This window comes from Amylibacter marinus, from assembly GCF_030160015.1.
GTDB lineage: Bacteria > Pseudomonadota > Alphaproteobacteria > Rhodobacterales > Rhodobacteraceae > Amylibacter > Amylibacter marinus.
In genome coordinates, this window is sequence record NZ_BSNN01000002.1 from 94487 (window position 1) to 108568 (window position 14082).

Genomic DNA, 14082 nt, shown 5'->3' on the forward strand with positions numbered 1-14082 from the left:
GGTGATCCAACTATATGTAGTGTTTGGCGCTGATTGAGGTAGAAATAACTAGGCTGCAGCCAACCACCAAGAATCAGGAAACTGATCAGTTGGATGCGGAAAAATTTGATTAAACAGGGGCTATTATGAAGATTGAACGTCGATTTACTTCCGTTGATTCCGGTGCTTATGCCGGATTAGAATTTCACAAGACCACATCAGAAATTCGCAATCCTGATGGATCGGTTGTGTTCTCTTTGGAAAACGTCGAGGTTCCGACCGGATGGAGCCAAGTGGCCGCCGATGTGATTGCCCAGAAGTATTTTCGTAAGGCTGGTGTTTCCGACGATCTGGTGAAAATCGAGGAAGAAGGCGTGCCAGAGTTTTTGTGGCGCTCAGCCCCTGCCGATGGTCAGCAAGTAAAAGGTGGCGACACCTATACGGGTGAAAAATCTGCGAAGCAGGTGTTCAATCGCCTTGCTGGTGCTTGGGCTTATTGGGGTTGGAAGGGCGGCATGTTTGATGGCGAGGCCGATGCCCGCGCCTATTTCGACGAGATGCGCTATATGCTGGCCGCACAAATGACTGCCCCCAACAGCCCACAGTGGTTTAACACAGGTTTACATTGGGCCTATGGCATTGATGGTCCTTCGCAGGGGCATCACTATGTAGATTACAAAACCGGCGAATTGGTTCAATCAAACAGCTCATACGAACATCCCCAGCCCCACGCCTGTTTCATTCAATCGGTTAAGGACGATTTGGTGAATGATGGCGGGATCATGGATTTGTGGGTGCGCGAGGCGCGCCTATTCAAATACGGTTCTGGAACGGGCACCAACTTTAGCTCGGTTCGCGGGTCCACGGAATCGCTAGGTGGCGGTGGTATTTCATCGGGTTTGATGTCTTTTTTGAAAATCGGAGACCGCGCAGCGGGTGCCATTAAATCTGGCGGCACCACACGGCGCGCGGCCAAGATGGTGATTTGTGATATGGATCACCCAGATGTAGAAGAGTTTATCAGCTGGAAAGTGAAAGAAGAGCAAAAGGTAGCCTCCTTGGTTGCTGGATCCAAAATACATGAATTGAAGCTGAACGAGATATTTGAAGCGATCCGCGCATGGGACGGCGCCGAAGAGGGCGCATTTGATCCCAAAGCCAACGCAGGTCTAAAGGCCGCTATTAAGTCTGCCAAAAAGGCGCTGATCCCTGAGACCTATGTAAACCGTGTGTTGCAATATGCGCGTCAAGGCTATGCAAGTATTGAATTCCCCACATATGACACCGATTGGGATTCAGAGGCCTATAATACCGTGGCGGGGCAGAATTCTAACAATTCAGTTCGGGTGACAGATTCATTTCTAAAAGCCGTCCAAAATGATGCAGATTGGGAGTTGATCCGCCGTACCGATGGCAAGGTTGCCAAGACAGTTAAGGCCAAGGATCTATGGGAAGAGGTTGGCCACGCCGCGTGGGCCTGTGCTGATCCAGGTGTGCAGTATCATGATACCATCAATGCGTGGCATACATGCCCCGAAGATGGCGAAATTCGCGGTTCAAACCCTTGTTCTGAATATATGTTCTTGGATGATACTGCCTGTAATTTGGCCTCAATGAACTTGCTGAAGTTCTATCAGGATGGCCAATTTAACGCCGAAGAATATGTGCATGCCACGCGTCTGTGGACCATGACATTGGAAATTTCGGTTCTAATGGCGCAATTCCCATCCAAAGAAATTGCACAGCGTTCCTATGAATTCCGCACGCTTGGATTGGGCTATGCAAATATTGGCGGCTTGTTGATGAATATGGGCCTATCCTACGATAGTGATGCTGGGCGCTCTATGGGGGCCGCATTGACCGCGATCCTTACAGGTGTTTCATATGCGACATCTGCGGAAATGGCCAAAGAGTTGGGGCCATTCCCGGGGTATAAGAAAAACGCTCAGCACATGTTGCGGGTTATGCGTAACCACCGTCGCGCGGCGCTGGGTAAGAAGGCAGGCTATGAGGGCCTAGAGGTAAAGCCAGTTGCGCTTGATCACAAGAACTGCCCAGATAAAGCTTTGATAAAATTAGCAGAATCCGCTTGGGAAGAGGCGGTGTCGCTGGGCGAAAAACACGGCTATCGTAACGCGCAGGTCTCTGTGATCGCGCCAACAGGTACCATCGGTTTGGTGATGGATTGCGATACCACTGGGATCGAACCTGACTTTGCATTGGTTAAGTTCAAAAAATTGGCCGGTGGTGGATATTTCAAAATTATCAACCAATCCGTACCAGCCGCGCTGGAGGTACTTGGTTATGGTTCTGCGCAATCGGAGGAGATTATTTCCTATGCTGTTGGTCACGGCACCATGGGCAATGCTCCGGGCATCAACCATACCAGCCTAACTGGTCATGGGTTTGGTGCGGCAGAGATCGAAAAGATCGAGGCGGCGCTGCCAACGGCATTTGATATCCGTTTTGTATTCAACCAATGGACGCTAGGGGTTGAATTCTGCAAAGGGACGCTGGGTATTCCAGAGGCGGAAATGAACGACCCATCTTTTGATTTGCTAACGCATCTAGGATTTAGCAAGCGTCAGATAGAAGAAGCCAACAACCATGTCTGTGGTACCATGACACTTGAAGGTGCACCGCACCTTAGCAAAGAGCATTACGGCGTGTTTGATTGTGCAAATCCATGCGGTAAAATCGGCACCCGTTATTTGTCCGTGGAAAGCCACATTACCATGATGGCCGCAGCGCAATCATTTATCTCGGGGGCGATTTCTAAAACCATCAACATGCCAAATGATGCTACAATCGAAGATTGCCAAAAGGCCTATGAGCTGTCCTGGTCATTGGGTGTGAAGGCAAATGCGCTGTATCGCGATGGCTCTAAATTGTCTCAGCCGCTCTCTGCGGCGTTGATCGAGGATGATGACGAGGATCTGGAAGAGGTGTTGTTAGAAGCGCCGGCAGGCGAACGCGCACAGGTTTTGGCCGAAAAAATCGTCGAGAAAATCGTGATCAAAGAGGTGAACAAGCGCGTGCGTGAGAAATTGCCTGAGCGCCGCAAAGGCTATACCCAAAAGGCCATGGTCGGCGGTCACAAGGTTTATTTACGTACGGGTGAATATTCCGACGGTCAGATCGGCGAGATATTCATTGATATGCACAAAGAGGGTGCAGGTTTCCGCGCGATGATGAACAACTTTGCGATCGCGGTTTCTGTGGGGCTGCAATACGGCGTGCCGCTAGAGGAATTCGTTGATGCCTTTACCTTCACCCGTTTTGATCCTGCGGGCATGGTTCAGGGCAACGACAGCATTAAATCCGCCACCTCGATCTTGGATTATATCTTCCGTGAATTGGCGATTTCTTATCTGGATCGCACGGATCTCGCCCATGTTCAGCCAGAGGGCGAAAGCTTTGATACATTGGGGCGCGGTGCAGAAGAAGGGGTTTCGAATGTTGCCCAAGCATCCGAAGAAAATCTGGCAATGATTAAACAAGTTTCCTCTACCGGTTATCTGCGCAAGCGTCTGCCCCAAGAGCTGATGCTATTGCAGGGCGGTCAGGGGAGCCTGTTCCAAAGCGAGGGTCAGTTACAACCCGCCACTGGAACAGAGGGTGCGGTGGCAGTTGCCGCGCCAACAAGTAGCGCTGTTGCGCCGGCACTCGATGATCGTGCCAAGGCAAAAATGCAGGGCTATGAAGGGGATGCATGTGGTGATTGCGGCAACTACACATTGGTGCGCAATGGTACATGCATGAAGTGTAACACCTGCGGGGCAACCAGCGGGTGTAGTTAGAGGGTTCGAGCGCTGGGCCATTTTGGCTCGGCTGCTCACATGTTCAGGCCACAGGCAACTAAATCTGAGCAGTTAAAAACAGAGCCTGAATATAAACTCGGGGGGATTTTCCCCCCGTTTTTTTTGTAGTAATGAACGCGTATCCAGATCCAGTAATCTCAAACTGCGCTCGATCTTAAAGCTTGCGGAATTATTTTGTGCTCTTGCGAATTGAAACAGCGTAACGCCCAGGTTTTTGACTTGCCTTGGTTTCGTTGTCTCTAACGGTGTTCAGATATTTCTGCCAAGGAAAGATATCCTCATTATCCCTGTCCATCTCGATAATTTCCCCCTCAGATAAGACACTGCCATAAGACTCTTTTAAAACCGGCTGAATTTGAAAGAGAGGCTTGTTCATGGGGATATAAATTTCTCGATTTGTGGCGTTCAGTTTTATATTTATAAACAAGGGAAGCGGATTAAATCGATCTGTTTCCACCAACCCTTCGAAACACGAAAATGAGCTTCGCACATCAAAGTTGGAAACAGGTCTGATTAATGTGCTCCAACCAGGATTGGTTTCTAAGAAATAACCAGACCATATCTGAACCATCCCGGGTACAAACAGCTCTGTAAGAAAGGGTGGATCTTTTTCTTCGAGATTCTCAGGCGCAAGACTGGCCCAGTGTTCGCGGAACTCTGCTTCAAAATTGGTGGATTTCATCGGAAACCATTGCCCATCTTGGAAGAAGAAGACCTCTTTTCCATCAAAATTTAGGTGTATGTCCTTGGGCGGAAAGACATGCCAACCATAGGAAGATGCAACTCTCATAGCCTCGCAGTATTGAAAGGCCGCTGCGGGCATGGTTCCTAGGCCCGACTTATCAGCGCGAATGATGTTTGGTGCATTTTTATAACATTTGAAAAATCTAAAAACGGACAACAGGCAATCCTTGTTAAATGGCCCCTCTGGTTCCCCAGAGGAGACATATTTATTTATTCAATACGATTGGCGCGATGCCGCCACCGGTGGAAACTTTGGCTGTGTTCAAGACAATCGGTGCAATTCCACCGCCAACTGACACTTTTGATTGCGCAAGTACGGTTACAGTTTTGTTAGGCTTCGTCATAAGATAACTCCTTCATTGTTACGACATCTTCACTTTCTATGAACATGTCTGGCGAGATAAAATACAATGAGTTAACGCTTGGGTAGTGTTAAATTTCACATTAAAACTGGAATTCTATTGTTCCAACGCGTTTTAAATGCGCAACATCAATTAGTTCCGCCCTTTTTGTGTTTAGAACTGCCCTTGTTCTTTAGCCAATAAAACAGCGTGTAAGGTGTTATTAGCCCCTAGTATATCTCTTGCGTTTGCCATGCGTTGATCGATTGTCCGATGGTGGCAACCCTCTATTTCCGAAATCTCTGAAACCGTCCGCCCCTCTGCAATCAGTTTCATGAAGTGGATCGTTCTCGTATCTAGTTTTTGACCCGAGGGAATGTTCTCGAACTGAGCGATTGTTAGGTCAAATATACAAAGTAAGGCAGTAAGGTCGGATTCATTGTTCTTCCATGTTTCGTCGGCGTCTTCCTGGGTGCCATCGGCACGAAATGCCATCCCGAAAGCGGAACGGTAGCGGCGGGTATGGGTAGGTACAGAATAGGTGACCCCAGCATTCAGTCCACATTGGCGGCCCTTCTCATAGGCATCCATTTGCTCAGGGGTCAATTTGCCCGCATCGGCGCGGCGCTTAGTTTCTCCCCAGCTGATGCATCCATAATTATACATGGCCCATTGTAGTGTTGGGCTGTGTAAATAAAGCCGTGAGAGTAAAAACTCTTGATCAAGTTTTTCGCCATAAGACGAGAGAAGAACCGATCCAGAATGGTTGTGAAGGGTTTCGGGGCTAAAATTTAACTTTTTCCCATATAGAACCCGATCAAAACCAAATGAGGCAAGTGCATCTAGCAGAATTGCCCAATTTGTTGCGACATCATTCGATTGCGTGAGCTTTTGAATAAATCTGTTGATTAACATATATCCAATGTCCTGATCCTGGGTATCAGTTACAATCTGGGGTCGTAGCTGCAAGTTGGCTCTCTGATATCTTAGGCGCTCTGTATTGGTCAACGCTACTTGTGCAAGGCCAGATCGAGCGGCCTCTTAGGATCATTTGAGAGCGGTGTTTTTTTCCACTAACGGATATGAATGTGCCGTCGGTTAAACGATGTATATGCTGTAAAATGCACATGTCCGCGTAAATATGCCCGCTGAGATAAGGTGGATGTATTGATTACTTGGCAGAGCGTTGCAATTTGGATAAACCACGCGAAAATCGAAAGGCAATCAAATGAGTTTTCCAAATACATTCGCCAGTAAAGAAGAAATGGCCAAACTGGCCGCCCAGATGTTTCTGGAAATCGAAGCAGTGAAGTTTCGCCCAGAAGAACCCTATACATTTGCCTCAGGATTGGCCTCTCCCGTTTATATCGATTGCCGCAAGCTGATCAGCCATCCGCGCATTCGCTCAGCGCTAATGGATTTTGCGGTGGCCACATTATACCGCGATGCAGGATTTGAAAAATTTGACAGCGCCGCTGGTGGCGAGACGGCGGGTATTCCCTTTGCCGCTTGGATCGCGGACAAAATGGCCCTGCCTATGCAATATGTTCGCAAAAAACCCAAAGGTTATGGCCGCGATGCCCAGATCGAGGGTGATATTCACCCCGGTCAACGCGTTCTACTGGTCGAGGATCTGACCACGGATGGCGGTTCTAAGCTGATGTTTGCGGAGGCTATCCGCCGCGCAGAGGCGATCTGTGAAGATATCTTGGTCATTTTCTATTACGACATTTTCAAAAATACCCATGAGATGCTGGCGCAGAACGGGCTTAGGTTGCACTACTTACTGACATGGTGGGATATTTTGGCCGCCGCGCGCGCAGGGGGTAATTTCGATGCCGCACAGCTGGATCAGGTCGAGGCCTTTTTGAATAATCCCCTGGAATGGTCTGCGGCTAATGGCGGGATCAGCGAGTTACCGGTTTCCAAGGCATAGGCCCTTCATATGTTCAATCGAAAGGCCCTCTGAACGGAGGGCTTTTCGAATGATAACACCGATTGCGTAAATGAATTCAGGTAATCTTGACTGACTTCGATCGGTTGGCCAAGTATGCAGCAAAAATTGTAACACGCGGACAAGGTGGATTCCGTTTCAAACTGTCGCTATCGGCGCCATGGGGTCATAGGGCAACGGTCGTTATACTAGGATCAACATATGCAGGGCGCAGCCTGTGAACATTTGGTGTTTTGATCAGAATATTTTACCACAATGTTCTTGGGTGATGGCTATTCAGCCGCGACAGGGGCCTCCATCATGACCAATCACCTGCGCGCCCCGCTGCATTGGCGGGTGATGGGATTTTTTGTGTTGGCTGTCATCGCAGCGATTTAACCTTAAGAGAATGCGATAAGTCGGCGAACGAGTCGCAAAACGTCGGTGTTTTGGCACGGCAAAATTAGATGTGTGAGCATGGTAGTGACTTATCAAGGCCTAGAAAATGTTCACAGGTAGCTTTCTGGTCAGCGGCCTAGGTGCGCAGTAGGCGTCATTTCAAACCTTCGCAAAACTTAGGAAACGCCAGTCGAGGATTGGAAATTCACAATGACTTCACATGAGATGGGACTTCACATGAGATGGTGGGGGGGGAATTGCCTCAAAAAGCACAAAACCCACGGCGCGAACCGTGGGTTTTTGTTTTGGAGCGGGCGAAGCGATTCGAACGCTCGACCCTAACCTTGGCAAGGTTATGCTCTACCCCTGAGCTACGCCCGCTTCCTATGTAGGGGGTGTACTCGTCATCCCCTTGGGTAGGGGCGTTATACTGGTCTGGAAAACTGCCGCAAGGGGGAAATGAAGAATTTCACGAAATTTTGCATTTAGCCCGCCATTTATTCAGCCCAGCTTGAGGGGGTGTGCGTTCAGAACAATAGAAGAACACGCTTCCACTATTGTTCAGAACAGGGTATGGAGACATTATGAATGATTGGGAAGAATATAGCGCCATCGAGGCCGCCGCGGCCATACCTTTGTCTCAGCAGGCAATGGGTGTAGGGAATACCTCTTATCTAGACGGATTGAACCCCGCTCAGTTGGCGGCCGTTGAAACACTGGATGGGCCTGTATTGATGCTGGCGGGGGCTGGTACGGGCAAGACCAAGGCGCTGACGACACGTATTGTGCATCTGTTACGCACAGGACGGGTACGTCCAAACGAGATCTTAGCCGTGACCTTTACCAACAAAGCCGCACGCGAGATGAAAGAGCGTGTTGCCACGCATTTGGGGGATGCGGCCAGCGGCATGCGATGGATGGGCACATTTCACTCGCTTTGCGTAAAAATTCTGCGCCGGCATGCGGAATTGGTTGGGCTGAAATCCAATTTCACCATTCTGGACACAGATGATCAAATTCGCCTGCTAAAGCAATTGATCCGCGCGGATAACATCGACGAAAAGCGCTGGCCTGCGCGGATGTTGGCGGGGTTGATCGACCATTGGAAAAATCGTGCTTGGACACCAGATCAAGTCAGCGCCGGCGAGGATGGGTTTGACGGGCGTGGGGCAAAATATTACGCCCAGTATCAAGCGCGGCTAAAAACATTGAATGCCGCGGATTTCGGGGATCTATTATTGCATGTGGTGACGATTTTTCAAAACCACCCAGATGTCCTTGAAAAGTACCAACATTGGTTCCGCTATATCATGGTAGACGAATACCAAGATACCAATGTCGCGCAATATCTAGGGCTGCGTCTGTTGGCGCAGGGGCATCGTAATATTTGCTGTGTTGGGGATGATGATCAATCGATCTATGGCTGGCGCGGGGCAGAGGTGGGCAATATCCTGCGTTTCGAAAAGGATTTCGATAACGCCACGGTGATCCGACTAGAGCAGAATTACCGCTCGACACCGCATATTTTGGGCGCGGCATCGGGGGTCATTGCTGGTAATGCAGACCGATTGGGCAAGACCCTATGGACCGCCCGAGAAGACGGCGAGAAGGTGCGACTGATCAATCACCGAGACGGCGAAGAAGAAGCCCGCTGGATGGGCGATGAGATAGAAAGCTATCAGCGCGGCACCCGTGGACTGGATCCCTATGGTCTGGATTCCATCGCGATTTTGGTACGTGCCAGTCATCAGATGCGCGCCTTCGAGGATCGTTTTTTGACCATTGGGTTGCCCTATCGGGTGATCGGCGGGCCACGGTTTTATGAGCGCATGGAAATTCGCGATGCCTTGGCCTATTTCCGCGTGGCGGTGAGCGCTGATGATGCATTGGCTTTTGAGCGGATCGTTAATACGCCCAAGCGCGGCATTGGTGAAAAAGCGCAGCAGATTATCAATCAAGTTGCGCGAAACAACGACGTATCCTTGTTTGAAGGTGCGCGTATTGTGGCCCGCGATGGCGGAATTTCAGCACGGGCAAGAAATGCATTGGGTGCACTAATAGAAGGGTTCGATCGCTGGCGTGTCGCATTGCAGGATCAGGATCAAAGCCATGTTGAGGTGGCTCAGATTATCCTAGAGGAGTCCGGCTACACTGATATGTGGCAGAAGGATAAATCCCCTGATGCTGCTGGACGCTTGGAAAACTTGAAAGAGTTGATCAAAGCACTGGAAGAATTTGAAAACCTAGAGGGTTTCTTAGAGCATATCAGCCTAATTATGGAAAATGATTCCCAAGATGACGCCCAGAAGGTAACCATCATGACCCTACACGGGGCCAAAGGGTTGGAATTCCCTGTAGTTTTTCTGCCAGGGTGGGAAGATGGGTTATTTCCCTCTCAGCGCAGCATGGACGAAAGTGGCCAACGCGGATTGGAAGAAGAGCGCAGACTGGCCTATGTGGGGATCACCCGCGCTGAAGAAATCTGTACCATCAGCTTTACCAGCAGTCGGCGTATTTTTGGTCAATGGCAATCTGCAATTCCGTCTCGATTTGTAGATGAAATACCGCCCAAACACGTAGAGATCCTAAGCGCACCTGGGGTTTATGGCGGCTCGATAGCACAAGAACCTTCAGCGATTGAAGAAAGGGTGGCGCGGGCGGATGCCTATAACTCGCCAGGTTGGAAGCGCATGCGCGCCCGCCAAGAAGCGCGCACGGCCAAGACCCGTAGTGCGATGAAAGATGTGATCGACGCCAAGGTTGTGGCCTCTTTCGGCTTGGGGGATCGTGTGCATCACGCCAAGTATGGGTTTGGCGCGGTCGTTGGTGTCGAGGGTGATAAGCTGTCGATTGTTTTTGAGGGGGGCGGTGCAAAAAAGGTGATGGCCAGCTTTATCACCATGGCCGATGATGTATCCTCTTGAGCGTAACCTAAGGGTTTCTAAGCCGTTAGGGTTATAATTTGGCCAATAATAACATAGTCTAGCAGAAATAATATCCATATGAGGCGCTAAATGTCTATTGATGCTCGAGAGTTTCGCGATGCGCTTTCTTGTTTTGGTACGGGGGTTACAATTGTAACAGCCGTCGATAGTACCGGCGCGCCCGTGGGCATGACCGCCAGCAGTTTTAATTCGGTCTCGGTAGAGCCGCCATTGATCTTATGGAGCGTGACAAAAGCTGCTCTATCTGCTGATGCCTTTAGAATGGCTTCCCATTTTGCGGTGCATGTTCTCGGGGCGCATCAGGTGCAACTGTCCAATCAATTTGCGCGCTCTGGGGGGGATAAATTTGACGGGGTGAATTATCGCGTCAATGCGCATGGGGTGCCTTTGCTGGATGATTTTTCAGTACTGTTCCAATGCGAAACTTGGGCGGTCTACGAGGGGGGGGATCACTGGATTATTGTCGGCGAGGTTAAGGAATTTCATCGCGAGAAAATCCCCAGCCTTTTGTTTTCAGAGGGGGCATATGCCAGTGCGACACCATTGGGATCCACGCAAGAAGAGGCGGCGGAGCTAGCGGAAGTTGGTCGCGATCCAATCGAAAATACCCTGATTTATCATTTGTCGCGGGCCAATACCTTGCTGGTATCGGAATTCCATCGGGCGATTTCTGCCCAAGACTTAACCCTGCCGGAATGGCGCGTACTAACGGCACTAAACGCGGTAGATGGTGCACAGGATATTGAAGCGCTACATCTGCGTACCTCGCTACACCCCAATGCTCTGCGAGATCTTGTATATACAATGCAGGATCAGGGGCTGTGCCACCGTGCGCTTAGGGGGCAAAAGATTTTTGCGCGTAGAACCGAAAAAGGGGCCGAGATTGTGCGCAAGCTAATGCGTGTAGCGGCCAGATATGAGGCAGAGGCTTTAAGGGGGGTGTCACAAAGTGAGGCAGAGAGTTTGCGAAACTTGCTGCGCCAAGTGATCGAAAACACCAGTCAGTAGTGTAAAGCCCAAATTTAGGATACTTTGCCCTAACAAGTACGTTTAGTTTTTAGATGGAACTGATCCGGCTTCGATTAAGAGCTCTGCTCTGCACTATTTGATAGCCGTCTCGCATTGGGATTTAGGCAAAATCTACACACCACTTGGTTTAGCGGGGCGGTTATGGTTTCCTTGGCAGATAGGGCCAGATTTAGGCTCGTGGGTATTTCTTGCTGGGGGGCTCAGATGGTAAATAACAGCATCATGCGGTGTGCTTGATGGCGCCAACATGTTGATCATATTGTTTGATATATAGTGTCATTTGGCAAGCGCATCGAAACGATGTGTTAGGGAAATCGATTTGTTGCGCTGCCGTTCTGAGCGGCTTCGTGGTATAAGCATGGGCTAGGTTAACAGCGCTAGCCATGCGGATATGGTGAAAATGCTTAGGAACGTTGCAATCACGACAGAGGATGCCGCCGTTGCCTTGCCGCGATTATAGATGTTCGCAAAGATATAGGTGTTGATGCCCGGTGGCATTGCGGCGGTGATTACCACGGAATTCCGCACCATATCCGGCAGATTAAACACATGGGTTGCCATCACATATGCAAGGGCGGGAAACAGCAATAATTTTAGCACGCTGACCATGGCAACCTCTGGCAGGTTGTTGGTCAGCTTATAGCGAAACAGCACCGCACCCAGCGAGAACAACGCCACCGGCAATGCCGCGCGCACCATCATATCGAGCGCGCGTTCAACCACTTCGGGTAGGACGAGCCCCGAAAAATTAAATGCAAACCCCGCGATCAATGCCATAGCCAGCGTATTTTTGAAAATTGCCCGCCCGATTGCCTTGATAATAACCCAAAATCCTGCTCCATCGGCGCGCAGTATTTCCATACATGTAATACCGATAGTGTAGCAAAATGGAACATGTACGGAAATCAATGCATAGTTTGACGTCATTGAAGCAGGGCCAAACGCCAATTCCATTATAGGTAGGCCTAATAGAACCGTATTGGAAAAAAGGCCGGTAAAGCCGATCGACACCGATTGCCCCGCAGTTCTCTTAAAGAAAGCGCGCGCCAAGATCATGCCGAGTAAAAACACTACCAACGCAGGCAGATAATAAGATACAAACAGCGGCGCGTTAAATACTTCGCGCAGGTTTAGATGCGCTACGGCATTGAACAACAACGCAGGAATAGCGAAATTTTGGGCGAAGTAAGCAAGGGTATCGGATTGCTGATCATCCACTGACCCGCGCCATCGAGCACCATATCCAAGTGCAATAATAAAGAACACCGGCAGAATTATTTGTGATATCTCAAACATCAATATGCATCCTGATTTGCATACCATCATAGGCTGGTTCTACATGGTCCGGGGTTTCGCAGTTTAGGGTCTGGTAATCCAGATCAATGTGTAGATTGGTTAAAACTGCCTGTTTAGGGCGATATTCGTTGATCCATTTCAATGCGGTTTCTACATTGATATGACTAGGGTGGGGGGTATACCGCAGCGCATCCAGCACCCAATAGTGTAGACCTGAAAGATGGGGTTCTACATCCGCAGAAAATCCCGAAATATCTGGGGTATATAATAGATCATTGATCCGCAGAGCACGCACCGAGATTGCCCCATGCTCTACATCAAAGCTTTGAATGTTAATCTTACCGCCTGCACCATCAACCCAGAGGTTCTCTGGCAGGTCATACATTTCTAGGATTGGTGGGTAACTGCTGCCCTCGGGGGTTTCAAAGGCATAGTTAAACCGCGATAGAATATCACCGCGCGCCTCTGTTGAGGCATAAACCGGAATGCGCTTGCGCATCCGTAGAGCAATCATCCGCAGATCATCCAGTCCGTGAACATGATCTGCATGTTGATGCGTATAGACCACAGCGTCCAGCGCCCCGACCTCCGCGGCCAATAGCTGGCTACGCATGTCTGGCGAGGTGTCGATCAAAACGCTCGTAACCCCATCTGCACCGTGGCGTTGGATAAGCATCGAACAGCGTAGGCGGGCATTCTTGGGGTTGGTTTTGTCACAGGCCCCCCAATCGCCCCCAATGCGGGGAACCCCGCCCGATGATCCGCAACCCAATATCGTAAAGGTCAGCGTTTTCATGGCTGTTTCCAAGCGGCGGCTTTGGGGAATAGCCGGTCAAAATTCTCCACCGTTTGGGCCGCGAACTCATCCACGGTTATCCCAAATATGTCAGCGCCTACTGCGGCTGTATGGGCGGTATAGGCCGGTTCGTTACGCTTGCCGCGAAATGGCACGGGCGCAAGGTAGGGGCTGTCTGTTTCGACTAAAATGCGATTGAGGGGCGCGCTGGCAAATATATCCCGCAGGTCTTGGGATTTTTTAAAGGTCGCGATACCAGACATTGACAGGTAAAAACCCAAATCAAGTGCGGCCCGCGCCAAATCGGCCGAGGAAGAGAAACAGTGCATAACACAGGTGTAGGGCGCATTCTTATATGCGCTTGTCAGAATATCGGCCATATCGTCATCGGCAGCACGCGCATGAATGATCAACGGTAGACCGGTTTCTTGGGCTGCGCGAATGTGAAGGCGCAGCGAGGTTTTCTGCGCATCGGCGCTGTCGGCGGTATAGTGGTAATCCAACCCCGTTTCCCCGATACCAACCATTTTGGGGTGCTGTGTGATGGTGATCAGCTGTTCCAGCGTCACAGGCTCGGTCTTGGCCACATGCATTGGGTGCACTCCGGCGGCATAAAACACCGGCGCATGGGCCTCAGCGATTGCGCGTACATTTGGCTCTTGATGCATTTCTGTACAAATTGTGACCATGCGGGTCACACCAGCGGCGGCGGCGCGGGCCACTAGATCGGGTATTTCGCCCTCGAAATCAGGGAAATCAAGGTGGCAGTGGCTGTCGACAAGGGTTGGGTTGGTCATTT

Annotated in this window: 10 protein-coding genes and 1 tRNA gene; 4 read left to right on the plus strand and 7 right to left on the minus strand. The window is 50.1% G+C overall.

Annotated elements, in window-relative coordinates:
* Positions 1–125 precede the first annotated feature (125 nt).
* Positions 126–3779, plus strand: coding sequence for a vitamin B12-dependent ribonucleotide reductase (locus QQL62_RS01245; RefSeq protein ID WP_284375390.1), 3654 nt, complete (start codon positions 126–128; stop codon positions 3777–3779).
* Between the two features lie 190 nt (positions 3780–3969).
* On the opposite strand, the gene QQL62_RS01250 is transcribed toward QQL62_RS01245, so the two are convergent.
* The 3 genes from QQL62_RS01250 to QQL62_RS01260 all read right to left on the minus strand — a co-directional run bounded on the left by QQL62_RS01250 (position 3970) and on the right by QQL62_RS01260 (position 5893).
* Positions 3970–4701 (minus strand): DUF6065 family protein, encoded by a 732-nt coding sequence (locus tag QQL62_RS01250; protein ID WP_284375391.1) that lies wholly within the window; start codon positions 4699–4701, stop codon positions 3970–3972.
* 49 nt (positions 4702–4750) lie between these two features.
* Positions 4751–4888 carry a hypothetical protein gene (locus QQL62_RS01255; protein WP_284375393.1) on the minus strand — a complete coding sequence of 46 codons (138 nt, stop codon included), beginning with the start codon at positions 4886–4888 and terminating at the stop codon, positions 4751–4753.
* A gap of 171 nt (positions 4889–5059) precedes the next feature.
* Positions 5060–5893, minus strand: coding sequence for an autoinducer binding domain-containing protein (locus QQL62_RS01260; protein WP_284375395.1), 834 nt, complete (start codon positions 5891–5893; stop codon positions 5060–5062).
* 220 nt (positions 5894–6113) lie between these two features.
* Between QQL62_RS01260 and QQL62_RS01265 the strand changes: the two genes are divergently transcribed.
* Positions 6114–6821: an orotate phosphoribosyltransferase gene (locus QQL62_RS01265; RefSeq protein WP_284375398.1), complete on the plus strand. Its 708-nt coding sequence runs from the start codon at positions 6114–6116 to the stop codon at positions 6819–6821.
* A gap of 702 nt (positions 6822–7523) precedes the next feature.
* On the opposite strand, the gene QQL62_RS01270 is transcribed toward QQL62_RS01265, so the two are convergent.
* Positions 7524–7598, minus strand: a tRNA-Gly gene (locus tag QQL62_RS01270).
* A 203-nt stretch (positions 7599–7801) separates the two neighbouring features.
* Between QQL62_RS01270 and QQL62_RS01275 the strand changes: the two genes are divergently transcribed.
* Both QQL62_RS01275 and QQL62_RS01280 read left to right on the plus strand, forming a co-directional pair.
* On the plus strand, positions 7802–10141 hold the full coding sequence (locus tag QQL62_RS01275; RefSeq protein ID WP_284375400.1) for an ATP-dependent helicase: 2340 nt from the start codon (positions 7802–7804) through the stop codon (positions 10139–10141).
* 90 nt (positions 10142–10231) lie between these two features.
* Positions 10232–11170, plus strand: a complete 939-nt coding sequence (locus QQL62_RS01280; RefSeq protein ID WP_284375403.1) for a flavin reductase — start codon at positions 10232–10234, stop codon at positions 11168–11170.
* A gap of 384 nt (positions 11171–11554) precedes the next feature.
* Here the strand turns inward: QQL62_RS01280 and QQL62_RS01285 are convergent, their stop codons facing one another.
* The 3 genes from QQL62_RS01285 to QQL62_RS01295 are packed head-to-tail and all read right to left on the minus strand — an operon-like array spanning position 11555 to position 14080.
* Complete coding sequence (locus tag QQL62_RS01285) at positions 11555–12487, minus strand: AEC family transporter (protein WP_284375405.1); 933 nt, start codon at positions 12485–12487, stop codon at positions 11555–11557.
* Positions 12480–13283, minus strand: coding sequence for an MBL fold metallo-hydrolase (locus QQL62_RS01290; RefSeq protein ID WP_284375407.1), 804 nt, complete (start codon positions 13281–13283; stop codon positions 12480–12482). The genes QQL62_RS01285 and QQL62_RS01290 overlap by 8 nt, the downstream gene beginning before the upstream one ends.
* Positions 13280–14080: a TatD family hydrolase gene (locus tag QQL62_RS01295; protein ID WP_284375410.1), complete on the minus strand. Its 801-nt coding sequence runs from the start codon at positions 14078–14080 to the stop codon at positions 13280–13282. The genes QQL62_RS01290 and QQL62_RS01295 overlap by 4 nt, the downstream gene beginning before the upstream one ends.
* Between the last annotated feature and the right edge of the window lie 2 nt (positions 14081–14082).